This window comes from Mycobacterium parascrofulaceum ATCC BAA-614, assembly GCF_000164135.1.
In the GTDB taxonomy this organism is placed as follows: Bacteria; Actinomycetota; Actinomycetes; order Mycobacteriales; family Mycobacteriaceae; genus Mycobacterium; species Mycobacterium parascrofulaceum.
This window is the reverse complement of the sequence record NZ_GG770554.1, coordinates 1,005,745-1,030,757: the sequence shown is the minus strand read 5'-3', so window position 1 is coordinate 1,030,757 and position 25,013 is coordinate 1,005,745. Positions and strand designations below refer to the sequence as shown.

The following is a 25,013-nucleotide window of genomic DNA, read 5'->3' as shown; positions in this document are numbered from 1 at the left end:
ACCGCCGCGGCCCTGGCGAAGGCGGCGGCCGGGGACGCGGCGACCGCCTGCGCGCGTACCGCGGTGCAGGTGCACGGCGCGCTGGGGCAGACCTGGGAACACGACGCCCACCTTTACGTCCGGCACGCGTGGCAGGCGGCGGCGATGCTTGGGGACAGCCGCGCGCTCTACCACGAGGTCGGCCGCCGCTTCGCGGGAGGGGCCAAATGAGCTCGCCCACAGCGGAATTCGCGTCCTGGCTGGCCGACTTCCTGCCCTCGGACTACTACGCCGACTACCGCCGGTACCGCTGGGATCTGGCGTTGCGGCGTGATTACCAGCGGGCCGCCTTCGAGGCCGGGTGGATACAGCCGACATGGCCGCGTGAGCACGGCGGCCGATCGCTGGGCCTGCGGGACGCGATGGAGGTCAGGATCGAGGCGGCGCTGCGGTCGGCGCCGAAGCTGCCCAACATCGCCGGTCCCAACGTCGCCGGCCCCGGGATCCGCCAATTCGGCACCCCGGCCCAGATCGACCGCCTGCTGGTTCCGCTGCTGCGCGGCGACGAATGGTGGGCCCTGGGCATGTCCGAGCCGGAAGCCGGGTCGGATTTCGCCGGCCTGCGCACGCGCGCCGAACGCGACGGAGACGTGTTCCTGGTCAACGGTCACAAGATCTGGACCACCCAGGCCCACGAATCGCGGTGGTGCACCCTGTACGCCCGCACCGACCCGGCGGCGCCGAAGCACCGGGGCATCTCCTGCGTCATCCTCGACCTGCACTCGCCGGGCGTGCGGATCGAGCCCATCCGGATGGCGTCGATCTCCGACGAGACGTTCTGCGAGGTCTTCCTCGACGACGTCGAGGTGCCCGCGGAAAACCTGTTGGGCCCGCTGCACGGCGGGTGGAACGTCGCCTTGTCCTCCCTGCAGCACGAGCGCCAGATGATCTGGATCATGAACTGGGTCGAGATCAAGCGCGGGCTCGCGTCCCTGCAGGGCAGCGCCGACGCGGACGTCTACGCCGAACTCGGCTCCCTGCTCGCCGACGCGGAAGCGCTGCGGGCCACCGGGTATCGCGCCCTGGGCAACGAACTCGCGGGCCGGCCCAGCCCGGAAGCGGACACCATGAAGCTGCTGGGATCGATCACACTGCAACGCGTGTGGGAGCTCTCCGCCGCCGCCGCGGGACCGCGGTCGGCTGGAGACCCGGATCTGCTTTTCGAACGCCAGGACGCGCTGGCCGCGACCATCTACGGCGGGACATCGGAGGTCCAGCGCAACATCATCGCCGAGCGGCTGCTCGGGCTGCCGAAGGGATGACGACGATGGATTACGACCTCGGCGACGACGCCGCTCAACTGCGAAACCACCTGCGCGAGCTGGTGTCCAATCACATCCCCGCCGACTTCCTGGGCGCCTGCACCGAGAACCCGCGCGATCTCGCCACCACGGAGACCTTCTGCAAGCTCCTGGCCGCCGAGGGACTGCTCGCGCTCGCCTGGCCGAAAGAGCATGGCGGGGGCGGGGGTTCGGTGTGGCAACAGACGGTGCTGCGCGAGGAGATGTGGGCTCAGCACGAGCCGCGCGGGCCCCAGTACATGGGCATCAATTGGGTGGGCCCGGCGCTCATGCGTTACGGAACGGCCGAGCAGAAGGCCAAGCACCTGGCGGCCATCGCCGCCGGCGACGTGATCTGGTGTCAGGGCTTTTCCGAGCCGGAGGCCGGCACCGACCTGGCCTCGCTGCGCACCCGCGCCGTACCGGACGGCCCGGACGGTCAGGGTTGGCGCATCACCGGGCAGAAGGTGTGGACGTCGTATGCGCTGATGGCGTCCTGGTGTGTGCTGGCGGCGTGCACCGACCCCGAAGCCCCAAAACCCAAGCGGCTCACCCTTTTTCTGATTCCGATGGACCGGCCGGGATTCACCGTGCGGCCCATCGGGTCCATGCTGGGACCGCATCACCTGAACGAGATGTTCCTCGACGACGTGCAGGCGTTCCCCGGCGACGTCCTCGGCGAGGTCGGCGACGGCTGGCGCGTCATGCGCGAGGCGCTGGCGTTCGAGCGGGTGGGCATCGCCCGGTACGCGCGGTGCGAGTCGCTGCTCGAACGGATGCGCGTCCTGCTCGGCGACGATTGGGACGCGCTGCCGGAATCGCTTCGCTCGCGCTGGGTGCGGGCGCTCGTCGATCTGCGGGTGGCCCGCCTGCTGGCCTATCGCGCGGTGTCGCTGCAGGACGACCCGGCGGCCGGCGCGGCGGCGAGCGCGGCCCGCATCGCCACCACGACATGCGACCAGCAGGTCGCCGAATTGCTCTTCGACGTGCTGGGACCGATCGCGCTGGACAGCGGCACCGGGGCCGCCCTGCACGGGGCGATCGAAGACCATTGGCGTTACGCACAGGCGGCCACCGTGGCATCGGGCACCATCGAAGTGCAGAAGATGTTGGTGGCCCGGGACGTGTTGGGAGAACACCGGTGAAAACCGAATTGCCGCAAGACATCAGCGATTTCGCCGCGGTCGCGGCCAAGCGGCTGGCCCGGCTGGGCGGGCCGCAGGCGGCGTTGCGCGCCGAAACCGACGACGGCGTCCGCGACGCCGCGCGCACCGCCCTGCGCGAGGTCGGCGCGTTCGAGCTCGATGTCCGGTCGGCGCCCGAGGACCTGTTGGCCGCGGCCGTGCTGTGCCGGGCCGCCGGCGCCACCGCGCTGCCCTACCCCCTGGTCGAAGAGCTGCTCGCCATCGAGGGCGCCCGCCTCGCCCTGGTCAACCCCGAGGCGCCGCGCATCGACCACGGCGACCTGCCCGGGGACTGGATCGCCGCCGACGTGGACGGCAACCGCTACCACCCAGAGCCGGCGTCGCGCACCGCCGCCAAACTCGGGCCGTTCCTGGTGCCCGCTTCCCTCGGCCCACCCGACGGAAGCATCCCGGCCGGCGACGTTAATCTTCATCTCGTGCTGGGATCATGGCGGATTCTGGGATCGGTGCAGCAGGCACTGCGGATCGTGACCGATCACGTGCGCGCCCGCATCCAATTCGGTAAGCCGCTCGCGGATTTCCAGGCCGTCAGGTTCGCCGTCGCCGAGGCCGCCGTCGCGGTGCGCGGACTGCACGAATTGGCGAAGTTCACCGTCTGCCGTCCAGAATCCCTGCCGACGGCGATTCGTTCGGCGGACGCACTCGTGCTGCGGCTCAAGGCCTCCGACACCGCGCGGCAGGTGCTGCGGACCGCACACCAACTGCTCGGCGCCCTGGGCTTCTGCGATGAGTCCGACATCAGCGTGCTCGACCGCCACACCCAGCCCCTGATCCGCCTGCCCCTGGGCAGCGAGGCGCTCGCCTTGCGGCTGATCCCCGGCGTCCCGGACGGTTCGCTGGAGACCCTGTTCAGCGGACCGGTACCGGCGTGAGGCGCGCCGCCGACGATGCAGAACGAAGCGATGGGGAGGAGCGGCGCACATGAGCACCGAGCCGGCATCGGCCGAGGTGGCGGCCAATCCGTTGGCGGACGGAATCCCGTTCGGGGCCAAGCTCCACGAGCTCGCCGAGCAGCGTCCGGACGACCTCGGGGTGACCGTCGTCGCCCTGGACGGCACCGCGCAGTCCCTGACATTCGGTGAGCTCGACGCCCGCGCCAACCAATGGGGCCGGGCGTTGGCCGCCAACGGCGCCGAAATCGGTTCCCTCGTCGCGCTGGCGATCCCCAACTCGGTGCACCTGGTGCTCGCCACGCTGGGATGCTGGAAGATCGGCGCCGTTCCCGTCCCCATGCACTGGGACCTGCCCGAGTGGGAGCGCGACAGAGTACGCGAGGTGATCGATCCCGTCGTCGTCGTCGACGAGGCGAGCCGCTGGCGGCTCGAGGAGCAGGCGGCGGGCGAGCCCGCCGACGCCCTGCCCGAGGCCGTCTCCCCCAACGTCAACGGCATCTGCAGCAGCGGGTCGACCGGCGTGCCGAAAGTGATCCTCAGCCTGGCGCCGTCGCTGTGGACTCCCCAGCACGGCGAGCCGTTCCTGTCGAACTGGACGCCCGTCGCTGCGCCGCAGACCATCATGGTGCCCGCGCCGATGTACCACACCAACGGCTTCGCCACCTTCTTCTTCCTGCTGGCGGGCGACCATTTGGTGATACTCGAAAAATTCGACGCCGCACTGGCTTTGGATGTCATCGAACGCTTCCGGGTCACCAACTTCACGGCCACGCCCACAATGCTGGCGCGCATCGCCGCCCGGCCGGACGTCCGGCGGCGCGACCTGTCCAGCATCGTGTTCATCCTGCAGGGCGCCGCCGTGATGCCGCCGTCGCTCATGCACACCTGGTTCGAACTCTTGAGCCCGGAACAGATCGTGTCGGCATACGGCATGACGGAAAACCTTGGGCTCACCGCCCTGCGCGGCGACGAGTGGCTCGCGCACCCGGGCAGCGTCGGCCGCGGTTTCCGGGAAACGGAGGTGCGGATTCTCGACGCCGGCACGAGACGGCTTGGCCCCGGGGAGCACGGCGAGATCTATCTGCGCGCACCGATGAGCGCGGGATCCCGCTATGTCGGTGGCGCCGCACCGTTGCCGTCGACCGACGACGGCTTTCGCTCCGCCGGCGACATCGGCTACCTGGACGAGGACGGCTACCTCTACATCGTCGACCGCCGCGTCGACATGATCGTCACCGGCGGCGCGAACGTCTTTCCCGCGGAAGTGGAATCGGCCCTGGCGGGCCACCCCGGCATCGCCGACGTCGTCGTCATCGGCTTGGCCGACCCGCAATGGGGCCGCCGGGTGCACGCGGTGGTGCAGCTCGCCGAGGCCGCGGCGCTCACCGAAGACGACGTGGTCGAGTACGCGAAAAGCCGGCTGGCCCACTATAAGGCGCCCAAGACCGTGGAGTTCGTCGACGCGATTCCCCGCACCGCGGCGACCAAGGTCAATCGCTCGGCGATGATCGAGGCCCGCGGCGGCTGAGGGGGGCCGGACGGCTCAGCCGACCTCGGTGATTCCGCTGTTGGAGATCGTGAACCCCCGACCCGAGACGACGGTGCACGTCACGCCCGCGGTCTCCGACCGGCAGGTGAACGGGCCGGCGCTCCTCGCCTCGCCGTAGCCGAGGGTCGGGGTGCCCTCCGGCGGGTTGGCCAGGCAGCCCTCCCCGGCGCAGCGCGACAGGACCCCGGCGGGATCCATAGTCACCGACTGCGGCGGCGAGATGCTGAAGCAGAACGCCGAGTCGGGGATGCCGCGGCGCTGGTAGTCGATCTCGCAGCTGATGTTGCGCGACGGGGACAGGAAGGCCACGTAGTTGTCCGGGTCGGCGGCGACCGGCGCCACGAACAAGACGGTCCCGACACCGAGCACGGTTGCGGTGGCAAGCGGCGCGTTTCTCCACACATGCCAACCGTGCCACACCGGGCCCGATCGGCGGACCGCTTTATCGGATCGGCTCGTCGCCGAGCACGGTCGTGCGCAGCATCTCGCGCTGCGAGGCCGGGTCGTAGGGGGCCGCGCGGTGAAGCACCCCGCGGTTGTCCCAGATGACGGTGTCCCCCACCGACCATTCGTGGCTGTACACCTTGTCCGGTCCGGTGGCGCGCTCGAGCAGATCCTGAAGCAGCGCCCGGCCCTCGTCGAGGTCCATGCCCACCACGTAGTCGGCCGAGGCGCCCAGCACCAACGACTTGCGGCCGCTGCGGTGCGTCCACACCAGCGGGTGTTCATGGGTGCGCCGGGACCGCCAGCGGGCCACCTGCTCCGGGCCGGCGTCGGGGTGGGCGCGCCGCTGAGAGGCCTCGAGGGAGTGCACGACCCGGAGCGACCCGAAGCGCTCCTTCTCCTCGTCGGTCAGTTCGTCGTAGGCGGCGTAGGAGTTCGCGAATTCGGTTTCGCCGCCCCACTCGGCCACCCGCACGGCCGACAACACGGTGGCCTTCTGCGGGCACTCGTCGTCGAGCGGGGTACAACCATCGATGTGCCAGTCGAACGTGGCCTTAAGGATTTCCGCCGAGGAGTTCTTGGCCGGGTTCAGCGAGATCGGATAGATGCCGGCGACCGGATGATGGCCGTCGGCGGAGTGATCGACCTCGCCCAGTAGACGACAGAAATCGACCTGGGCCTCAGGGGCGAGCCGCAGCCCGCGGAATACCAGAACCCCGTTGTCCTCCAACGCATCCAGCACGGCCTGGCCCGTCGGGTCGCCGGGGCCCAGGCGGCCCGGGTCGAGGCCGGTGACTTCCGCGCCGACCGACGCGGTCAGCTTGGTGATGGTGAGCAGACTCATGGTCCGTCCTTCCTGAATGCCGTCAATGGGGTGGACGACCTCGTCACGGCGTCGGCTCGACGGTGCGGATCATGACCGCGTCGGCGGCGTTGACGGGAGCCGGTTGGTGCATGATCTCCACCGCCATCGCGACCATGATCAACGAATAGATCATGTGCAAGAGGTTGAGGGCGTCGTCAGGCAGCTCGTCGAGCGGGAACTTGTCGCAGTAGTCGATCGCCTCTTCGAGCCGCGGGAAGAACGCATCGTAAAACTGGTGCATCTCGGGCATCGTGCTGGCGACCCGGGCGTTCCAGCGCTCGGTTTCGGTTGCCAGACACCACGTGTGGGCATAGCTTTCCAGTTCGGCGAACGCGGTGGGCAGCATGGCTTCCGACATCGGGTCACGCTCCCGCCGGTTCGGGGGCGCGTTCGCGCCGGTAGGCGTCGACCCAGTCGGCGACGACCTTGTGCAGGTGACGTACCAGGATTTCCTGGTCGTTGAGGGGAAACTCGTCGACGATCCCGTATTCGAGGGCGGCCTGCGTGCCACCGAGCATTCCCGCGTCCTGCAGCGCGAACTCCTTGAGCACGACCGACGCCACTTCGTGTTCGATGCGTTCGCGCACGCTGCGGGCGGGGTGAAAATACGTGTACGCCTCGAAGCGATGCGTGTTGTGTGAGGTGGGCCAATACCGGTACAGCAGGTACCAGCCGCCGTAGATCAATATCTCGATGTTGGGAAAGATCTGGAAATTGCTGATGCCCCAGGGCTCGATGCCGCCCGGGTTGAGGCCGGGCGGTAGCGCACCGATATCCGGTGTGCGCCACGGGCCGACCAGCCCGCTCTGGGTGGCCCGCTCGATCGGATACATGTACTCCGGCGGCAGTAGCCAGCGCCGCCGGCCGGCTGTCGACACCAGCCGGTGGGGGCCGTCGAGCTGGAAGTGCCCACAGGTGAATCCGGCGTTGGGATCGCGGACGTCCGGTGGCACTTGTTGCGGGTGCAGGGAAGGCACATGGTAGTACTCCTGGAAGGCGTCGGCGAAGATCTTCCAGTTGCTGTTGTTGTGCGCCACCCACGCGTAGCGCTCGGTCAACTTGCCGAAGGGGTAGTCGTCGAGGCCGGTGACCATGGGTCCCAGGAATTCCCGCAGGCTCTGCCGCGGTTGGGTGTCGAAGTTGATGAACACGAACCCGTTCCAGACGTCACAGTGGACGGGCCGCAGTCCATACTCGGACGGGTCGAGATCGAAGAATTCCGCCTGCTGCTGCACGAACGTCAAGGCGCCCTCGAGGTCGTAGCGCCACCCGTGGTACTTGCAGGTGAACTGCCGGCACGTGCCCCGGGTCTCCTCGGCGGGAAAGTCGTTCCACACCAGCTTGTTTCCCCGGTGACGACAGACGTTGTAGAAGGCGCGGATGCGTTCGTCCCGGCCCTTCACCAGGATGACCGAGCTTCCGACCACCTCGATCTCTTTGGTGAGGTAGCTGCCGACGCGGGGCAATTCCTCGACCCTGGCGACGTTGAGCCAGGCGCGCTTGAAGATCGCCTCGCGTTCGAGTTCGTAGAACTCCGGCGAGGTGGAGTCGCCGAACGACACCGGGCCGGTGCCCAGCTCCGGATGGTGCTCGGTCCAGGAGCCCTCCGCGGGCCTGCCCGATCGCGTCATCTCAACCTCCTGCCCGGCGTCACAGCACCGCACCGCCGTTGACGCCCAAGACCTGACCGGTGATGAACCTGGCCTCCTCCGAGCACAAGAAGCCCACCGCCGCGGCCACGTCCGCCCCGGTGCCCAGGTGGCCCAGCGGAATGTTGGCGGCGATCTGCTCGTTCGACGGCAGATAGCCCGCGGCCTGACCCCGATGCTGCATCGGCGTCTCGATTCCCGACGGCGGAATGTTGTTGACCGTGATTCCGTGCACCGCGTACTCGCGCGCAAGCGACTTCGTCAAGGTGATCACCCCGCCCTTGGAGGCGGCGTAGTGGGCGGCGAAGGGCGAACCGCGCTGAGCGCTCGACGACGAGATCATCACGATCCTGCCCCAGTGGGCGTCGACCATGTCCGGGAGCGCGATTTGGCAACAATGGAAGGTGCCGGTCAGGTTGACCTCGACGATGCGCGACCAGGACTCGGTGGTGATGTCGGCGAAGGCCGCGAAATCGAAGAGCCCGGCACTGGTCACCAACACCGTCACCGCGCCCAATTCGCTGCGGACCTTGGCGAAGGCCTGCTCGAGGGCCGGCCTGTCGGTCACATCGGCACCCACGCCGATCGCCGTGACGCCCTCGGCCCGCAAGTCCTCGGTGACACGTTGCGCCGCTGGCTCATCGACGTCGAGGACCGCGACCTTGTGCCCGCGGCGGCCCAGCTCATGGCAGGTGGCTTCGCCCATGCCCGAGGCCCCGCCCGTCACGACGGCTACCCGGCTCATCGGCTCTCCATTCACTCGTAGACCACGCGCACCGCGCGGCTCGTCGGCAGCGCCTGGCAGGTCAGCACCCAACCGTCGCCGACCTCGTCCTCGTCGAGCGCGTCGTTGTTGAGCATCCGGGCGCTGCCTTGGGTCAGCCGCGCCATACAGGTTGCGCAGGAACCTGTTTCACAGGAATATGGTGCGGCCAGCCCCGCCATGCGGGCGGTCTGCAGCAACGTGTCGCCCGCGCTGTAGGACACCGTGATGGTGCGCCGATCCAGCTCTATGGTCACTTCCTGCGTCACGGCCCCATCGTGCTCAGGCGACTCCGCCCCGGTGGTCGCGGTGGGTTCTGACATCTTCCCAAGGATATCAACTACTTGTCATTAATATCAAGTACTAGAGATTCACCCTCAATTCTCGACGTGATCGTTGAAAAGCTCGTGACCCGTGCCCTTTTCGACCACACGACCGAGCAGTTCACGCAGTGTCTGCTGTTCCTGCGCGGTGAGGACACCGAACACCTTCTCGTGCGCGGCGATCGCGTCGTTGACGACCGTTGCCGCCACGCTGCGCCCCTCCCCCGTCAGATAGGCCTGCAGAATCCGCCCATGCCGGGGGTCTCGCTTCCTTTCCACCAGGCCGCGACGTTCCAGGGCGGTGAGCGCGAGCTGAACCCCCTGCGGGCTGATCAACAGGCGTCGGGCGAGTTCGGCACCGGAAAGGCCGGGCTCGTTGGCGAGTTGGCGTAGCACGCCGATCTGGGCGGTGCTGACACCGTGTACGCGCATCGCGTCGTTGATCGTGGTCAGCGAGTAATAGAACGCCTGCTTGAGCAGCCACAGAAGGTTATCGGTGAGTTCCATCGCGGCCCTCCTGCTTGAAGATCTCGCCGTTCTTCATCACGAACGACACCTCGAGGGTGGCATCGATGTCGCGCGAGGGGTCGCCCGGCACGGCGATGATGTCGGCGAGGTAGCCCGGCGCCAGCCGGCCCAGCTCGGCGTCGGCGTCGATGAGCTCGGCGGCCACCACCGTCGCGGCCCGGATCGCTTGCATCGGTGTCATCCCGCGCCGCACCAGCGCGGCAAGCTCCTTGGCGTTGTCCCCATGCGGGATCGCCGGCGCGTCGGTGCCGCACGCGATCCGCACCCCGGCGGCAATTGCCTTCGGCAGCATGGCTTTCGCCCGGGGGAACACCTCTTCGGCCTTCTTGCGCAGCTCCGGCGCGATCCGGTCGACCGCCATCGCCTCGGTCAAGTACGTGGTGGAGACCAGGAAGGTGCCGTGGTCGGCCATCATCTGGATCGTGTCGTCGCTCGCCAGGAAGCCGTGTTCGATGCAGTCGATTCCCGCCCGGATGCACGCCCGGATCGCGGTGTCCCCGACGGCGTGCGCGGCCACCCGCACCCCGGCGCGGTGGGCTTCGTCGGCGATCGCGGCGAACTCGGCGTCGGAGTATTGCTGGGCGCCCGGGGCGGTGCTGTGGGACATGACCCCACCGGAAGCCGACACCTTGATCAGCTTGGCGCCGTGGCGGATCTGGTAACGGACACAGGCGATCACGTCCGGGACGCCGTTGGCGATGCCCTCCGCGACCGACAGCGGCATGATGCCGGGCGCCAGCCGCTGGAACACCGTCGGATCCAGGTGCCCCCCGTAGGGGGTGACGGCATGACCGGCGGGATAGATGCGGGGCCCGGCGTGCCAGCCCTGGTCGATGGCGCGCTGCAGCGCAACGTCGAGCAGGTACCCGCCCGTCTTGACCATCAGGCCCAGATTGCGCACGGTGGTGAAGCCCGCCTCCAGTGTGGTGCGCGCGTTGACGGCCCCCCGCAGCGTGCGATACGCCGGGTCGTCCTGGACGCCGTGCATCGGCGACGGGAGACCCTCGGGCCCACCGGGTCCGCCGATCAGCAGGTTGAGTTCCATATCCATCAGGCCCGGCAACAGCGTCACGTCGCCCAGGTCGACGACCGTGGCCGAATCCGGAACGCCGCCTTCGGGATTGATCGCGGTGATGCGTTCGCCCTCGACCACCACCGCGGCCGGCGAGCGGACCCGGCCGTCGACCACGTCGCCCCAGCGCGCCGCCCGCAGGACGGTGGTCATGGAACGGGCTCGGACACGCAATCCAGGGTGGACGCACCGGAGTCGGGCACCCGGGGCTGCTTCCAGCACTCCACCGGAAACGACACCATGATCATCGAATACAGCAGGTGCATGAGATTCAGCACGTCATCCGGCAAGTCGTCGAGGGAGAACTTGTCACAGTACGCAAGGGCCTCTTCCGCCCGGGGTGTGATCGCGTCGTAGAAGGCCTTCATCTCCACCATGGTGCTCGTCAGCCTCTTGGCGTAACGCTCCGGTTCAGTCGGCAGACACCACTCGGAGAATTGTTCCAGGTCGGCGAATTCCCTTGGCAGCATGGACATCGGGGTCACACCCCCGCCGTGGAGTTGCGGCGGTAGTCCTCGATCCATGCCGCGGTCTCCTTGTGCAGATGCCGGATCAAGATCTCCTGGTCGCAGAGCAGGAACCTGTCGAGAACCTGGGATTCGATCATGCTCTGCGTGGCCTCGAGCGTATTGGCGTCCTGCAGGCCGTATTCCTTGAACGAGACGGCCGCGAGTTCCTGGGCTACGCGCTCACGCGGAGTGCGCGGCTGCGGGAAGTACAGCGTCCCCTCGAAAATGTGGGAGTTATACGAGGTCGGCCAGTAGTGGTAGGTCAGATACCAGCCCTGACCCCAGAACAGCATCACGAAGTTGGGAAACAGCTGGAACGAATCCAGGCCCCACGGATCGCATTTCGCCGGGTTGAGCCCGGACGGCAGCTCCCCCAGCTCCGGCTTGTCCCAAGGCCCGAACAACCCGCTCTGGCAGATGTCCTCGATCGGCTTGCGCATCTCCGCCGACATCTCCCACGCCCGCACACCCGATGTGCTGACCAACCGGTGCGGGCCTTCCAATCGGTAATGCGGGGCCTCGAAACCCGCCTCCGCGGCCGCCTTCGAGTACGCCGCGGGCGATTGGTTCGCGTGCAGCACCGGCGCGTGGTAGAACTCCTGGAACGCATCCATGTAGAGCTTCCAGTTCGCCCTGACCTCCGAGCGATAGCACCACCGCGAGGTCATCTTGTCGAACGGATATCCCTCGAGCGCGGTGATCATCGGCCCCAGAAATTCCCGCAACGACTGTTCGGGGTTCTTGGCGAAGTTGACGAAGATGAACCCTTCCCACACATCGCAGTGCACCGGCACCAACCCGTAGCGGCCCTTGTCGAGATCGAAGAACTCCTCCTCCTGCTGCACGAACGTCAGGTTGCCGTCCAAGTCGTACCGCCAGGCGTGGTACTTGCAGGTGAATTGCCGGCATACCCCGCTGGTCTCCTCGAGCGGCATGTCGTTCCACACCAGTTTGTTCCCGCGGTGGCGGCAGACGTTGTGATACGCCTTGATCTCCCCGGATTTCGTGCGCACCAGAATGATCGAGGTGTTGACCGCCTTGAGCTCCTTGGTGAAGTAGCTGCCGGTACGCGGAAGTCGCTCCACGCGCCCGACGTTGAGCCAGGCGCGCTTGAAGATCGCCTCACGTTCCAACTCGTGGATTTCCGGGCTGATGGAATCCTCGTACGAGACCGGTCCGGTTCCCAGCTCCGGGTAATGCTGCGTCCAGCTACCCTCCGGCGGCTTGGGGAATCGAGCCATGATCGCTCCTATCCGATCTCACCGGGGCCAACGGCCGGCCGGCCTTTCGGGAATCGCCGGGCGGCCACCGGTTTCACCGATCTCGTGGGGTCCCGTCGGGGCCGACGGTATATGCTCGACCGCATAATCGCAAGTAGTTGATATTGCCGACGGGAGTCCTCGATGGAGCAAGACCTTGGGTTGCGGATCGCTCCGGGGCGGTGCGTGCTGGCGCACGCGGACGCGTTCGAAGTCATCTCCCCGCACACCGAGGAGCCCATCGCCGAGGTCGCCGCCGCGGGGCCGGCCGACGTCGAAGCAGCCGTCGGCGCCGCGCGGGCGGCCCTCGACTCGGGGCCGTGGGGCAAGGCCGACCCCGCCGAACGGATCGCGGCCGTCCGGCGACTCGCCGACGTCTACGACCGGCGGCGCGCGGAGATGGCCGGCGTGATCACGGCCGAGATCGGCGCTCCGATCGCCTTCGCCCAGCGCGCCCAAGTCGGCTTGCCCGCGATGATGATGCGCGCATTTTGTGACCTCGCCGAACGGCACACCTGGACGGAGACCCGCCGCGGGTTCTTCGGCGCCGATGTGCACGTCCGCAAGGAACCCGTCGGGGTCGTCGCGGCGATCGTGCCGTGGAACATGCCCCAATTTCTCATCGCCACCAAACTGGTGCCCGCGCTGCTGGCCGGCTGCACCGTGATACTCAAGCCCGCACCCGAATCACCCTTGGACGCATTGCTTTTGGCGGAGATGATCGATGAGATCGAGCTACCGCGGGGCGTGGTCAACGTGCTGCCCGGCGACAGCGCCGTCGGCGGACTCCTGGTATCCCACCCTGGAGTGGACAAAGTCTCGTTCACCGGGTCGACGGCCGCGGGCCGCGCGGTGGCGACCGCGTGCGCGGCCAACCTGACGAAGGTCAGCCTCGAACTCGGCGGCAAATCGGCCGCCATCGTCCTCGACGACGCCGCGCCCGAATCGGTCGCGGCCGGCGTGCGATCGGCAAGCCTGTCGAACAGCGGTCAGATCTGCAACGCGTTGACCCGCGTGCTGGTCCCCCACCACCGCCACGACGAGTACGTCGACGCTCTCGCCGCCGAGATAACCGCACTGCGAGTCGGCGATCCCAGCGATCCCGGCACCCAGCTGGGTCCGCTGGTGTCCCGCAGGCAACAGCATCGCGTTCGCGATTACATCCGGCTCGGCCGGGACGAAGGCGCACGGCTTGTCACCGGCGGGACCGAGATGCCCGACGGACTCGACCGCGGCTGGTACGTGACGCCCACCCTGTTCGCGTCCGCCGACAACGCCATGCGCATCGCGCGCGAAGAGATCTTCGGCCCCGTGCTCACCGTCATCCCGTACCGCGACGACGACGATGCGGTGGCGATGGCCAACGACTCCGACTACGGCCTGGCCGGAGCGGTGTGGACCGCCGACACCGACCGGGCCCTGTCGATCGCGGCGCGGGTTCGCAGCGGCACCCTCGGCGTCAATCAGGGCTACACCATGGACCCGTTCGCGCCCTTCGGCGGCGTCAAGGGCAGCGGCTACGGCCGCGAACTGGGTCCCGAAGGCATCGACAGCTACCTCGAAACCAAGTCGATCGCGGTTTCACCCTAGACCGTCACCCGCTCCGGGGTGGGGACCGGTTATCGATGCAGGCATACCCCGTAAGCGTATGAATCTGTCTCCGCGATCGCGCGGATATTTGAATCATCCCTGAAAATAACCTGGCGACAAGCTGATTCACGGCTGGCAAGATCGCAGGTAACGCACCGCAGGCCTGCGTGGCATATACCCCCGGGGGGTGATAGCATCGCCACTGCTATGCGCCTGCAGACCGCCCAGAGGAGCCAGTGGCTGCGCTACACCACCGCAGTCCTGGCCCTTTTCTGGGCGGTCGGGCTCGCCGCGGGATGCCACCCGCCCCACGCGGCCACCTCGGCCCCCGGGCTGCCGTCGCACCCGGCGGCGGCCACCGGCCAGGGCCTGGCCACGCGGGCTCACCTCGCACCGGCCGGCGCCGACTCGTGCTCGCCGCTGGACCAGGTCTGCAAGCATGTGGCGCAGGCAGGCTCCACAGCCGATCTGGTGGCGCTCGACATCGTCGTCGCGGCGATCGCGTTGGCCGGTTCACTGGCCGGCCCGGTGCTTCGGGCACCGCGGGCCCCGCCGCGAACCGCAGGGTTCGCGTTTCGCTGGGGTCGAAATCTCTTGACCCGCTTCTGTATCGCTCGGATCTGATCGGTCAGCGTCAGGCCGTCGCGGGTTTTCCCCGTCGGCCGGTTGCCGCTGTCCGCATTCATCGCCGCAGGCGAATCGCTACGGCGTTCACATCGAGAAACGAGAAGATACATGAGTTTTTTCCTACCTGCATGTCGAAACCGTTCCGGCAGAGCCGCTTTCGCGATCCGGCGGGAGGCGCGGTCATGACGGCGCGCCTGGATCGGCCGAGCGCTCTGGTGATCGGGGCCGGGGTCAGCGGGTGGACCACCGCGCTGGTGCTGGCCCGCCGGGGCTGGCGTGTCGTCGTGGCCGCCGATCGCTTCGGCGTCGACACGGTGTCGACGGTGGCCGGCGCGCTATGGGAATGGCCGCCATCGGTGTGCGGCCGCCACCATGACCAATCGGTCCTGGGCCGTTCCGCGGAGTGGGCCCAGTACTCCTACATTCGCTTCGCCCGGCTCGCCGCCGACCCGCGAACCGGGGTGAGCCTGCGCCCGGCGGTGTTCTACTTCACTCGCCCGGTCGATGAGGATCCTGCCGAGCTGGCGAAGATGACCGAGGTCGAACGGTTCGTACCCGGGTTCGTCCGCGACCCCGAACTCATCGCCGCCCACGGCGTCAGCCCCGACGCCGGGGTGGTGGACGCCTATTCCTACCTGGCACCCACGATCGACACCGACTGGTACCTGGCGTGGCTGGCCCGCCAGGCCGAGGCGGCCGGCATCACCGTCGTCCGGCGCACCGTGCGCGGGGCGCTCGCCGAGCAGGAGGACGAGCTGCTGGCCGAGTTCGGGGTCGAGCTGATCGTCAACTGCTCGGGTCTGGGAGCGCGTGAGCTGGCCGACGACCCAACCGTGGTGCCGCACCGGGGTGCGCTCCTCCGCGCGGTCAACGACGGCAGTCACATGGCGCGCGTGACCGCCGCCCACGCGGTCGCCAACGATGCGGGCACCGACAACCAGGACATGGTCTTCATCGTGCCCCGCGGGGCCAACCGGCTGTTGCTGGGCGGCCTGGTGGAGCCCGGGGAGTACGGCACCGACCTCAGCCTCGACGACTATGCGCCGCTGCGGGAGATGCTGGACCGCTGCAGGCGGTTCCTGCCGAGCCTGCGTGAGGCCCACCTGGACGCGGTGGACCCCGTTCGGGTCGGGCTGCGGCCATTCCGTGAAGGCGGTGTGCGGCTGCAGCTCGAACCGGGCAGCCGGATCGTGCACAACTACGGGCACGGCGGTGCGGGCGTCACCCTCTCGTGGGGCTGCGCCGACGAGGTTGCCCAACTGGCCGACGCCCTGCACGCCCGCCAGGGCGTCGCCTGAACCGACACGCGGACGGCAAAGTCCGAAACTACAGCATCGCAACGGGATTCAGCTTCCCGTCGAACACCGAAAGGACCCAAAAACCATGATGACTATGCCCGCACCCGGATGGGTGACGCTCTTGGCGTGGATTGTGACCGGACTCGGCGTGCTCGTGGCCGGAGCCATCCTCGCGGATATCTACGCGCGCGGTTATCGGCAGCCACTGCGCGCTATGGAGGCGGTCTGGCCGATCACCGCCATCTACGCCGGTCCGCTGGCGTGGTGGGCCTACCACCGCTGGGGCAGGCCGGCGACCCCACGCTGGCAGCACGAATTCGGGAGCGTGGAAGGACCGGGCCTGGCGGCGACGGCGGCCGTGCAGACGATTCCGGGTGGCGCGGTCTCGTTCGTCGGCCACATGATCGCCATGCCGTTGGTGATGTGGACCGGGATGACGATCGCCGGTCAGGGCGTGTGGCCGATGATGTTGCTGATTGCCGCTTTTGCGCTCCCGCTGTTGATCGCCTTCGAGTATCACTCGCTGGCGCTGACCGGCCGGGACCAGTCCGTGCGCCGGCGGCTGTGGGCGGCGTCGCGAATCTCGGTTCTCGCGATCGTCGCGTTCGACGTGGGCATGGGAGCCTCCATGCTGCTCGTCGCGTTCGTGTTGGGTTACTCTCCGGCATCGATGGCGTTCTGGCTCGTCATGTGGGGCGGCATGTGGCTCGGGTTCGCCACCGCCTACCCGATGGTGTGGTGGCTGCTTGCCAAGGAGGCGACCAAGGCGGAGTCCGCGTCGATCACCCGTCCCGCGCGGGTGGAGGCGGCGCACTAGCCGCTGGCGGCCTCGAAAGGCGTTGCGGGCGCAGTCGTTTCCCCAACACCGAGGACAGGCCCCGGCGTCCGGAAGCCGTCGTCAACCCGCCGAAGGCGCCGAGGCCTGCTCCATTCCACGAGCGTGCCTGAGCATCGCTTTGGCCGCTCGCATCGACAACGCCGGCGAGAGCCGCTCGAGGTACCAAAACGCCTTCCACCACGCGGGCACCACGATGATCGCGTCGTCACGCAACACGGCACGAAGCGCGCGCTCGGCAAATTTCTCGGGCGCCATCGGGTGTAGCCGCTCCCACATCTCGAGGATGTCCTTGTCGCTGATGCCGGCCAGATCGGTCCGTCCGTACTTGCCGCCGGTGAGGATCGGGGTCCGGATGACGCCGGGGCAGAGCACCGAGACCCGCACCCCGTGGCGCTCGGCCTCCAGACGCAACGTCCTCGAGAGCGCGACCACGGCGTGCTTTGCGGCGGTATAGCTTGCCTGGCCGGCGGTTGTCATGAGACCGGCCATCGAGGCGGTGTTCACGATATGCCCGGAGTGTTGACGGATCATGATCGGATACGCCGCCTGGATGCCGTGCACGACGCCGCGCAGGTTCACGTCGAAGACGTCGTTCCAGTCGTCGAGCGTGTATCTGTCGACCTCACCGGCGACGCCGATGCCGGCATTGTTGAACAGGTAGTCGATCCGTCCGGAGTGCTGCACCGCCTCGGCGATGGCGCGCTCGAACGCCGGGTAGTCGCGCACGTCCAGCTCGATCGCGTGCGCCTTACCGCCGCGGCCACTGAGGCGTTGTGCGAACTCCCGCGCGGGGCCGATCTGCCGATCGGCGATCCAGACCTCGGCGCCCCGGCCGGCCAGCTCGGCGGCCAGAGCCGCGCCGATGCCGGACGCGCCGCCGGTGACGAAGGCGACCTTTCCGGACACGCTCGCTGCCATTGCAGCAGCCTAAGCGCGGTAACCTCATTCTCATAGCGCGCGCCGGGCGCCGCGAAAGGGGACGAAGCGCTGATGACCGACCTTGGCGACGACGTCGAAGTGACGCGCGGCGACCGCTTCATCAAGACGGCCGTCGGGATCCTGGGAGAAACCGGGCGCACCGACTTCACCGTCCAAGAGGTCGTCGCCCGCTCCAAGACGTCGCTGCGTGCCTTCTACCAGCATTTCAGCAGCAAGGACGAATTGCTGCTGGCGCTGTTCGACCGGACCATCGCCCAGTCGGTGCAGACCTGGCGCGCGGAGACCGACGGGCTGGACAGCACCGCGGCGCTGAAGCTGGTGATCGACCGCATCAGCCGGCAACCCGAGTCGAGCACCCAGGACAGCCTCAACCGCGCGTTGACGCTCTACAACCAGCATTTGGCCGAGACGCGTCCCCGCGACTACGCCCGGGTGCTTTCGCCCTTGCACCGGCTGCTTCGCGACATCGTGGGTCAGGGCATCACGGAGGGTGTCTTCAACCCGGGGCTGGACGTCGGGGCGGCCGCCGCCATCGTCATGCAGACGGTGATGGGCGCGCAGCGATTGCATTGGCTGGGAACGGAATTGAACGGAGCGCCCGTCGACGTCGGCCAGCTTTACGACTTCTGCAGCCGCGCCCTGGGCATCCGCGACAGCGACGAACAAGCGAGCGCGCCGTCGCTGGCCGAGCTGTTCGCCCAGATCGGCATGCGACCGGGAATGCGCGGCGGCGAATTCGCGATGACGATGCCGGTGAGCCCGGCCGTCGTCAACACCTCCGGCGCCCTGCAGGGTGGTCTGATCGCGACGCTCGTCGACGTGGCGGGCGGGCAGTTCGGCCTGGACCACCTGCGGCCGGGCACCACGATGACGACCGCGGATCTCTTCATTCGCTACCTGCGCCCGATCCGGCAGGGTTCGGCCTTCGCAGTCCCCCGGATGCTGCGGTCCGGGCGACGGGCGATGGTCATGCAGGTCGACATCTACGGCGAAGCCGACGACGAACTCGTCGCTACGGCGACCGTGAATTTCGCGGTCATCGACGGGCCGACGCCGAAGCTGCCCAACTGGCCGGACGCGTAGCCGGCGACCACGAACGTCACGCCAGCGTGGCCGTCGCCACCGAACGTCACGCCAGCGTGGCCGTCGCCACCGAACGTCACGCCAGCGTGGCCGTCGCCACCGAACGTCACGCCAGCGTGGCGGTCGCCGCCGAACGGCACGCCAGCGTGACGTTCGAGCGAGCCGGCCGAGCCGCTGAGCCGCTACACGCGACCGGTCCGAAGTGGTAACGTCATTACCACCTATCGAGAACCCCAGATTTCTCACGAGGAGATCGCCATGCCGTCGCGCGAACTTTCCTTTCCCGTCTTCGACGCGGACAACCACATGTACGAGCCGCAGGAGGCGCTGACCAAGTTCCTGCCCGATAACCGCAAGAACGTCATCGACTACGTGCAGGTGCGCGGCCGCACCAAGATCGTGGTGCGCGGCCACATCAGCGAGTACATCCCCAACCCCACGTTCGAGGTGGTGGCCCGCCCCGGCGCCCAGGAGGACTACTTCCGCAACGGCGCGCAGGGCAAGAGCTACCGCGAGATCCTGGGCGAGCCGATGAAGGCCATCCCCGCCTTCCGCGAACCGGGCGCGCGGCTCGAGGTCATGGACGAGCTCGGCATCGACTACGCCCTGATGTTCCCGACCCTGGCCAGCCTGGTCGAGGAGCGCATGAAGGACGACCCGGAGATGACCCACGACGTCATCCACGCGCTGAACCAGTGGATGTACGAGCAGTGGTCGTTCAATTACCAGGACCGCATTTTCGCCACCCCGGTGATCACCCTGCCGATCGTCGAGCGCGCGCTCGAGGAACTCGAATGGGTCCTGGAGCGCGGCGCCCGCACCGTGCTGGTCCGCCCGGCGCCGGTGCCCGGCTTCAAGGGCAGCCGCTCGTTCGGCCTCCCGGAGTTCGACCCGTTCTGGCAGGCCTGCGTCAAGGCCGAACTCCCGGTCTCGATGCACGCCTCGGACAGCGGCTACTCCGAGTTCGCGAACGTGTGGGAGCCCGGCGACGAGTTCCTGCCGTTCAAGCCGACCCCATTCCGCAGCTTCGCGATGGGCCACCGGCCGATCCTGGACGCGATGGGGGCGCTGGTGTGCCACGGCGCGCTGTCCCGCAATCCGGAGCTGCGGATCCTGTCGATCGAGAACGGCGCCGACTGGGTGCCCGACCTGTTCAAGGGCCTCAAGGGTGTCTACAAGAAGATGCCGCAGTCGTTCAGCGAGGACCCCATCGAGGCGTTCAAACGCTGCGTCTACATCACCCCGTTCTGGGAAGACCGATTCACCGAGATCGTCAAGATGGTGGGCACCGACCGGGTGCTCTTCGGCTCCGACTGGCCGCACCCCGAGGGCCTGAAGGACCCGATCTCCTTCGTCGACGAGCTCACCGACTTCGACGAGGCGGACATCGCCAAGATCATGGGCGGCAACCTGATGAAGCTGATGAAGGTGTCCGCGCCGGCGAAGAAACCCGTCTCCGCCTGAGGGACGAAGGGCTCACATCCGGCGGCTACATGGCCTCCTTGATGCCTCGACGGATCAGCCAGACGTTCGCCGGCCACGCCGTCGCGAATCCGATGATCATTCCCACCTGCATCAGAAACCAGTAGGCCGCCGTGTTCGGGTGCAGCGGCGAGGACGGAAAGAGAACGAAGGACATCACGGCCATCCAGCCGAAGAGCCCGACTTCGAACGCCGTCAGGGACAGGACGTCGGCCTTGGCCGCCTCCACGAGGCCTTTGCGCAAGCCCAGACCCCGCATCGGGGCGATCGCAAAGTACTGAAACAAGATGCCCAGCGTCAGCGCGGCGACATAGTCGCCGATGAACTCGGGCAACAGGGCGCGGCCCAGCAGCTCCAATCCCAATGCGAACACGGCAAATTCGGCGATGATGTCGCCGAGCGTGCAGCCCGCGCCGCAGTGGCTGACCCCGATGGCCGTGGTGGCCCAGTTCGGCTTGTCCGGTGGCCCGTCGCGCTCGTGCTCACGCAGCCATCGCTGGCTGTTCGGACGACCGTAACGCCAGTACATCCACAACGCCACGGGCCCGAAGTAGAGGGCGGTGACCGGCCAGACGGCCTCCATGATGCCCATCCGTTGCCGGTAGCCGCGGCCGTAGATGTCCAGGAGGATCACCCCCGCCGTGCCGAACCCCACCGCCAAGGCGACCCATGAGATGACCGTCAACCAGGTTGGTGGGCCCATCAGAACCGGCCCTGCGGGTCGACGGGCCGCCACCCACGGCGCAGATGCGTAGATGCGTCCATTGGTAAGCCTTCCTGTCGTTCAGCGGTTTCGCGCCGGACGCCGTCCGCGAGCCACGCGTTCGGCGACGTCAGCGGCCGGCGTCTTCCGTTGCTCGAAGAGCAGCTTGATCAACTCGACCGCCGCACCGGCTTCGACGCCGACTCGCTCCATCAGCATGCCCTCGGCCTGCCCCGTGAGGTCAGGGGACGTCAGCGCGTTACGGAACTGCCTGTGGCGCTGCCCTGTTCCGCAAGCCAGCGCGACATGGGTCGCAACGGTGAGCCCCACTTCTTGTGACTCGTGATCAAACGCATGAGCGTAATCTGCATGCAGATCCAGTGTTCCCACAACGCTTGAAGGCAAACAGCCAAACGACGGCACAGCACGGATCGGCGTCGGCCGAATCGGCCAGCGGGCCTCGGCGGCGAGGTCATCGGTCCGAATCGCTTGCTGTCCCCCCTCGCAGCCGATAGGCACCGCCCTTCACCGACCGCCCACTGGATCTCGCCCAACAGCAGCGGGTACCGACCCGTCGTCGGCGGTGTTTCGAGGTGCCGCCTGCCCGTGATCGCCAGACCCGCGTATTGGGCTCGGGGCACCGCTTCCGCAGCGGTGCTACCAGATCATCCAACGTCGCGCATTCATCGGTGGGCGCCTCCTGCTCGAGGCGCCCCACCATGTCCGTGAGCTGAAGCAGCTGGTTTTGTGAAGTCACCCGCAGCGAATTTATCGGCCGGGCAACGAATCACGACTTTGTGCACAAGACTCTCGCCACCCCTAGGAAGCCGGCCCCCGCGGGCTGTCGCGATTACCGAAGACCGAGACCACACCCTTGGTCTCGAACAACGCGAGTTGGACGTCGGCGGGCGTCCGGTGACCATGCTGGCGCAAGATGGCATCCATGTCCTCGTGAGTCAGCCTGCACCGCAGCAAATTTCGCTCATCGAGTTGACCGTCGCGGATGAGCACCCGCACCGGCGGGTCGACGATCCTTCGCACCCACGGAATGAACCGCAAGCGCGCGACGATGTCGTGCGCGGCGATCAACGTGATCAGCGCGGCGGCTCCGGTCAGCCACGAGGTGCCCGCTGCCGTGGCGGTGCGACCGACGATGGCACCCACCGCAACCGCGGTTATCCAATCGAATGGCGTGAATTCGGCGATGGTGCGCCGCAGCGTCAGCCGGAAAGCCGCTGCGGCGGTGAGGAACAGGGCCAACGCCTTGACGGCCGCATACAGCGCCGGACGCCACCCGTTGTACAGCTCGAATAACAGGCCGTTCATCACCCGAGTTTACTCTTTGCTGGTGCGCACATACGTGGCCCAGGTCAGAACCGCGAAGCCGATGTAGCACCCCAGGAAGATCCACAGCGCCGGCGTCTCGGTGCGAGCGGTCAAGTAGGACTGCCGCAACGCGATGTCGATGGCGAAGCCACCGAACGCGCCGACCGAGTCGGCGAACCCGACCATCGCTCCCCCAACGTTTTTCGACCACTGCCTGCGGTCGTCGTCCCTGAGGTCGAGCGACCGGCTGCGCGCCTCGAACACCGACGGGATCATCTTGTAGATCGATCCGTTGCCGACACCGGAGAGAATGAACAGACAGACGAAGCCGACGGCGTAACCGACGATCGATGTGGTGGTGAGGCGCCCGCCATTGTTGTCCTCCAGCGTACTGGCGAAGACGAGCACACCCGCCGCAAGGCTCATGCCGCCGAAGACAGCCAGCGTCACCCGGCCGCCACCGACCCGGTCGGCGAGCTTGCCGCCGTAAACCCGTGCCAGCGACCCCAACAGCGGTCCCACGAAGGCGATTTGGGCCGCATGAAGCGAAGCCTGCGCGGAGCTTTGCCCCGCTTCGGTGAACTTCATGTGCAGCACCTGGCTCAGTGCGAAGGAGAATCCGATGAAGGATCCGAAGGTGCCGACGTAGAGCAGGGAGAGGAGCCAGGAGTCGCGCTCCTTGATCATCTTCCGCATGGCGGCGAAATTGACCCGATACCCTTTGATGTTGTCCATGAACATGAATGCGCCGATGCCGGTCGCCGTCAACAGCACCATGTAGAGCCCGGACACCCAGTACGGCTGGCGGTGGCCGGCCACCGCTATCACGAGCAGGCCGACCAGCTGGACCACCGGCACACCGATGTTCCCGCCGCCCGCGTTGAGCCCCAGCGCCCACCCCTTGAGCCGCTGGGGATAGAACGCGTTGACATTGGTCATGGAGGCCGAAAAGTTGCCGCCGCCCAGACCCGTCAACGCCGCACACACCAGGTATGGCCATAGCGGCAGACCCGGATTGGCCAAAAGCGCGATCGTGCCGGCGGTCGGTATCAACAACACCAGCGTGGAGGCCACGGTGAAGTTGCGGCCGCCGAAGATGCCGATCGCGGCCGTGTAGGGAATGCGCATCAGCGCGCCCACCAGGGTGTTGACGGCGACGAGCAGAAACTTGTCGCTTGCCGAGAACCCATAGACCGATTCGGGCATGAACAGCACCAGTACCGACCACAACGACCAAACGCCGAAAGCCACGTGGTCGGTCGCGATCGACCACGCCATGTTGCGGCGGGCGACGGCCTTGTTGCCGTTCTCCCAAGCCTTGGTGTCTTCGGGATTCCAGTCCAGAATGTTGTGCGAGCGAGCCATGCTCACCGCGTGCCCGGGTGCGCCGGTCGGAAACCCCATTCGCCGAACGATTGGCTGTGATTTACCTAGCAAGCCGTTGTGAAAGCGAATTCGTCCGGTCGCTCATGCGAGCCGGCTCTTGCAGCGGGCCGCCGGCGTGCCGAAGAGCCGGTAGCCCGTATCGGTGTTTATCTGCGGCTCCACGCCATCCTGGAAAAGGAGAATGATGTCCGAGCCACCAAATTGGAAGTAGCCGAACTCGTCCCCCTTCGCCATCTGCTTGCCTTCCACCGCGGTCAGCACCACCGACGACACATGCGCCATGCCCACCGGGATGACCGCGACGACGCCGATGTCGTCGGAATCCGAGGCCGACGTGTCGATGGTGAGGACTCCGCGATTCTGGAAAAACTCATAACCGGTTGTCGCGCTATCGCTGGACTTGAACTCGTGGCCGTCGATCGACACCTGCATGAAGACCTGCCCGCTGATCAGGAAGGTCTCCTTCACCAGGCCCGAGACCGGGAGGTGGTAGCGGTGATACGAATTGGGTTTCAGCATGTAGTGCACGAAAGTTCCGCCACCGAAGCTCTCGCTGTACGCGCTACCCTCGATGAGCTGCTTGACGTTCCCGAATGTGTGGACGCCCTTTACGGTTACCGGAGGGATGTTGGAGTCGGCGTCGATGGCGTAAGCGTGCTGGAAAACGCAATCGGCGGGCGAGGTCACCACCACATTGCTGCCGGGTTCGGCGATCGGGCGCAGGCCGCCGTTCAATTCGCGGCCGAAGAATTGGTTGAACGTCAACCAACCGCTGGGCATATTGGGCTTCCCGTCGATCAGCGACTCGTGCACCCGGTACTCGGGCGCGTAATCGATGAAGGACTGCAAGACCTCCGAACTGAACGAGTCAGTGGTGTCCAGGAAGCTGCCCCACTGCCGGGAAAACTCGGTCATCCAGTCGCGAAAAGCCTTGGACCCCTGCGGCGCGGCGCCGTCGACCTGCTGATCGACCAGGAAGAAGAAGTGTGCCGTCCTGTCGTTGACCTCTTGGGCCTGTCGTTCTTCGGGTTCGATCTCTTGCCACGCCTTGGCGTCCGACTGGCGGGGCACCCACCTGACCAAGCGCTTCAGGTACTCCTCCATAACCACGCAGGTCCGTCGGCCACTCCAGCGCCGCGAACAAGTCCGGCCGCAGCTCGGCCTCCGCCGATTCGCGGGCGTGTTTCAGGGAGCGCTCGAGCAGATCGGCCAGGCCCTGTTCCTTCTCGACGACGTCGCGCAGCTTACGGATCATCGCATCGGGATCGCTCATTCGGCCTCTCTCGCGGGTGTTCGTCAACATGGATGTATACGGGACTTACCCACAAACAACCGCGATAACCGGGAAGGCTGTGACGGCAGG

The 25,013-nt window shown here is 67.2% G+C and carries 27 protein-coding genes and 2 pseudogenes; 13 read left to right on the top strand and 16 right to left on the bottom strand.

Annotated features, from left to right (window positions below):
• The 6 genes and pseudogenes from HMPREF0591_RS14855 to HMPREF0591_RS14835 form a co-directional block, all read left to right on the top strand.
• On the top strand, window positions 1-210 hold a 210-nt coding region (locus tag HMPREF0591_RS14855; protein ID WP_007169407.1), incomplete at its 5' end, for an acyl-CoA dehydrogenase family protein.
• Window positions 207-830, top strand: a pseudogene (locus HMPREF0591_RS34805) (acyl-CoA dehydrogenase family protein); the annotation flags it as partial. The gene HMPREF0591_RS14855 and the pseudogene HMPREF0591_RS34805, both read left to right, overlap by 4 nt.
• A gap of 15 nt (window positions 831-845) precedes the next feature.
• Entirely contained in the window at window positions 846-1,301 is a 456-nt protein-coding gene (locus HMPREF0591_RS34800) for an acyl-CoA dehydrogenase family protein (protein WP_482804945.1), read from the top strand.
• Complete coding sequence (locus HMPREF0591_RS14845) at window positions 1,298-2,464, top strand: acyl-CoA dehydrogenase family protein (protein ID WP_007169405.1); 1,167 nt, start codon at window positions 1,298-1,300, stop codon at window positions 2,462-2,464. Before HMPREF0591_RS34800 ends, HMPREF0591_RS14845 begins: the two co-directional genes overlap by 4 nt.
• Window positions 2,461-3,396, top strand: coding sequence for an acyl-CoA dehydrogenase family protein (locus HMPREF0591_RS14840; RefSeq protein ID WP_007169404.1), 936 nt, complete (start codon window positions 2,461-2,463; stop codon window positions 3,394-3,396). The genes HMPREF0591_RS14845 and HMPREF0591_RS14840 overlap by 4 nt, the downstream gene beginning before the upstream one ends.
• Before the next feature lie 49 nt (window positions 3,397-3,445).
• Window positions 3,446-4,945: a class I adenylate-forming enzyme family protein gene (locus tag HMPREF0591_RS14835; RefSeq protein WP_007169403.1), complete on the top strand. Its 1,500-nt coding sequence runs from the start codon at window positions 3,446-3,448 to the stop codon at window positions 4,943-4,945.
• Between the two features lie 15 nt (window positions 4,946-4,960).
• Here HMPREF0591_RS14835 and HMPREF0591_RS14830 read toward each other — a convergent pair whose 3' ends face one another.
• The 10 genes and pseudogenes from HMPREF0591_RS14830 to HMPREF0591_RS14785 all read right to left on the bottom strand — a co-directional run bounded on the left by HMPREF0591_RS14830 (window position 4,961) and on the right by HMPREF0591_RS14785 (window position 12,360).
• Window positions 4,961-5,368: a hypothetical protein gene (locus HMPREF0591_RS14830; RefSeq protein ID WP_139093720.1), complete on the bottom strand. Its 408-nt coding sequence runs from the start codon at window positions 5,366-5,368 to the stop codon at window positions 4,961-4,963.
• Between the two features lie 40 nt (window positions 5,369-5,408).
• On the bottom strand, window positions 5,409-6,254 hold the full coding sequence (locus HMPREF0591_RS14825; protein ID WP_007169401.1) for a TauD/TfdA dioxygenase family protein: 846 nt from the start codon (window positions 6,252-6,254) through the stop codon (window positions 5,409-5,411).
• 43 nt (window positions 6,255-6,297) lie between these two features.
• Window positions 6,298-6,633 carry a hypothetical protein gene (locus HMPREF0591_RS14820; RefSeq protein ID WP_007169400.1) on the bottom strand — a complete coding sequence of 112 codons (336 nt, stop codon included), beginning with the start codon at window positions 6,631-6,633 and terminating at the stop codon, window positions 6,298-6,300.
• A gap of 4 nt (window positions 6,634-6,637) precedes the next feature.
• Entirely contained in the window at window positions 6,638-7,906 is a 1,269-nt protein-coding gene (locus HMPREF0591_RS14815; protein WP_040622562.1) for an aromatic ring-hydroxylating oxygenase subunit alpha, read from the bottom strand.
• Between the two features lie 19 nt (window positions 7,907-7,925).
• Window positions 7,926-8,669 (bottom strand): SDR family NAD(P)-dependent oxidoreductase, encoded by a 744-nt coding sequence (locus HMPREF0591_RS14810; protein WP_007169398.1) that lies wholly within the window; start codon window positions 8,667-8,669, stop codon window positions 7,926-7,928.
• Between the two features lie 11 nt (window positions 8,670-8,680).
• A pseudogene (locus tag HMPREF0591_RS14805) lies at window positions 8,681-8,950 on the bottom strand (2Fe-2S iron-sulfur cluster-binding protein); the annotation flags it as partial.
• A 114-nt stretch (window positions 8,951-9,064) separates the two neighbouring features.
• Window positions 9,065-9,517 carry a MarR family winged helix-turn-helix transcriptional regulator gene (locus HMPREF0591_RS14800; RefSeq protein ID WP_007169396.1) on the bottom strand — a complete coding sequence of 151 codons (453 nt, stop codon included), beginning with the start codon at window positions 9,515-9,517 and terminating at the stop codon, window positions 9,065-9,067.
• Window positions 9,501-10,763 carry a metal-dependent hydrolase family protein gene (locus HMPREF0591_RS14795; protein WP_007169395.1) on the bottom strand — a complete coding sequence of 421 codons (1,263 nt, stop codon included), beginning with the start codon at window positions 10,761-10,763 and terminating at the stop codon, window positions 9,501-9,503. The genes HMPREF0591_RS14800 and HMPREF0591_RS14795 overlap by 17 nt, the downstream gene beginning before the upstream one ends.
• Window positions 10,760-11,095: a hypothetical protein gene (locus HMPREF0591_RS14790; RefSeq protein ID WP_007169394.1), complete on the bottom strand. Its 336-nt coding sequence runs from the start codon at window positions 11,093-11,095 to the stop codon at window positions 10,760-10,762. Before HMPREF0591_RS14790 ends, HMPREF0591_RS14795 begins: the two co-directional genes overlap by 4 nt.
• A complete protein-coding gene (locus HMPREF0591_RS14785; protein WP_007169393.1) occupies window positions 11,092-12,360 on the bottom strand; it encodes an aromatic ring-hydroxylating oxygenase subunit alpha in 1,269 nt (422 codons plus the stop codon). The genes HMPREF0591_RS14790 and HMPREF0591_RS14785 overlap by 4 nt, the downstream gene beginning before the upstream one ends.
• A gap of 162 nt (window positions 12,361-12,522) precedes the next feature.
• On the opposite strand from HMPREF0591_RS14785, the gene HMPREF0591_RS14780 reads away from it, so the two are divergent.
• The 4 genes from HMPREF0591_RS14780 to HMPREF0591_RS14765 all read left to right on the top strand — a co-directional run bounded on the left by HMPREF0591_RS14780 (window position 12,523) and on the right by HMPREF0591_RS14765 (window position 16,710).
• On the top strand, window positions 12,523-13,968 hold the full coding sequence (locus HMPREF0591_RS14780; RefSeq protein WP_007169392.1) for an aldehyde dehydrogenase: 1,446 nt from the start codon (window positions 12,523-12,525) through the stop codon (window positions 13,966-13,968).
• A 207-nt stretch (window positions 13,969-14,175) separates the two neighbouring features.
• Entirely contained in the window at window positions 14,176-14,592 is a 417-nt protein-coding gene (gene lpqS, locus HMPREF0591_RS14775; protein WP_007169391.1) for a putative copper homeostasis (lipo)protein LpqS, read from the top strand.
• A gap of 131 nt (window positions 14,593-14,723) precedes the next feature.
• Window positions 14,724-15,893 carry an FAD-dependent oxidoreductase gene (locus HMPREF0591_RS14770; RefSeq protein WP_007169390.1) on the top strand — a complete coding sequence of 390 codons (1,170 nt, stop codon included), beginning with the start codon at window positions 14,724-14,726 and terminating at the stop codon, window positions 15,891-15,893.
• Window positions 15,894-15,987: 94 nt separating this feature from the next.
• The gene (locus HMPREF0591_RS14765) at window positions 15,988-16,710 is read left to right on the top strand and encodes a DUF4396 domain-containing protein (RefSeq protein ID WP_139093719.1); all 723 of its coding nucleotides are present in this window, start codon (window positions 15,988-15,990) and stop codon (window positions 16,708-16,710) included.
• Between the two features lie 81 nt (window positions 16,711-16,791).
• Here the strand turns inward: HMPREF0591_RS14765 and HMPREF0591_RS14760 are convergent, their stop codons facing one another.
• Entirely contained in the window at window positions 16,792-17,649 is an 858-nt protein-coding gene (locus HMPREF0591_RS14760; RefSeq protein ID WP_007169388.1) for an SDR family NAD(P)-dependent oxidoreductase, read from the bottom strand.
• A 72-nt stretch (window positions 17,650-17,721) separates the two neighbouring features.
• Here HMPREF0591_RS14760 and HMPREF0591_RS14755 point away from each other — a divergent pair, with 72 nt between their 5' ends.
• Both HMPREF0591_RS14755 and HMPREF0591_RS14745 read left to right on the top strand, forming a co-directional pair.
• Window positions 17,722-18,753: a hotdog fold thioesterase gene (locus tag HMPREF0591_RS14755; RefSeq protein WP_007169387.1), complete on the top strand. Its 1,032-nt coding sequence runs from the start codon at window positions 17,722-17,724 to the stop codon at window positions 18,751-18,753.
• 258 nt (window positions 18,754-19,011) lie between these two features.
• Window positions 19,012-20,217, top strand: coding sequence for an amidohydrolase family protein (locus HMPREF0591_RS14745; protein WP_007169385.1), 1,206 nt, complete (start codon window positions 19,012-19,014; stop codon window positions 20,215-20,217).
• 25 nt (window positions 20,218-20,242) lie between these two features.
• Here the strand turns inward: HMPREF0591_RS14745 and HMPREF0591_RS14740 are convergent, their stop codons facing one another.
• The 5 genes from HMPREF0591_RS14740 to HMPREF0591_RS14725 all read right to left on the bottom strand — a co-directional run bounded on the left by HMPREF0591_RS14740 (window position 20,243) and on the right by HMPREF0591_RS14725 (window position 24,754).
• Window positions 20,243-20,938 (bottom strand): DUF4396 domain-containing protein, encoded by a 696-nt coding sequence (locus HMPREF0591_RS14740; protein WP_007169384.1) that lies wholly within the window; start codon window positions 20,936-20,938, stop codon window positions 20,243-20,245.
• 81 nt (window positions 20,939-21,019) lie between these two features.
• Window positions 21,020-21,328: an ANTAR domain-containing protein gene (locus HMPREF0591_RS32365; protein ID WP_157137506.1), complete on the bottom strand. Its 309-nt coding sequence runs from the start codon at window positions 21,326-21,328 to the stop codon at window positions 21,020-21,022.
• 429 nt (window positions 21,329-21,757) lie between these two features.
• Entirely contained in the window at window positions 21,758-22,264 is a 507-nt protein-coding gene (locus HMPREF0591_RS14735; protein ID WP_007169382.1) for a DUF421 domain-containing protein, read from the bottom strand.
• A gap of 9 nt (window positions 22,265-22,273) precedes the next feature.
• Window positions 22,274-23,629, bottom strand: a complete 1,356-nt coding sequence (locus tag HMPREF0591_RS14730) for a nitrate/nitrite transporter (protein ID WP_050790061.1) — start codon at window positions 23,627-23,629, stop codon at window positions 22,274-22,276.
• 102 nt (window positions 23,630-23,731) lie between these two features.
• Window positions 23,732-24,754, bottom strand: a complete 1,023-nt coding sequence (locus HMPREF0591_RS14725) for a phosphatidylserine decarboxylase (protein ID WP_007169380.1) — start codon at window positions 24,752-24,754, stop codon at window positions 23,732-23,734.
• A 76-nt stretch (window positions 24,755-24,830) separates the two neighbouring features.
• On the opposite strand from HMPREF0591_RS14725, the gene HMPREF0591_RS33925 reads away from it, so the two are divergent.
• Window positions 24,831-25,013 (top strand): hypothetical protein (locus HMPREF0591_RS33925; protein WP_244268901.1); only part of this gene is annotated, 183 nt, incomplete at its 3' end.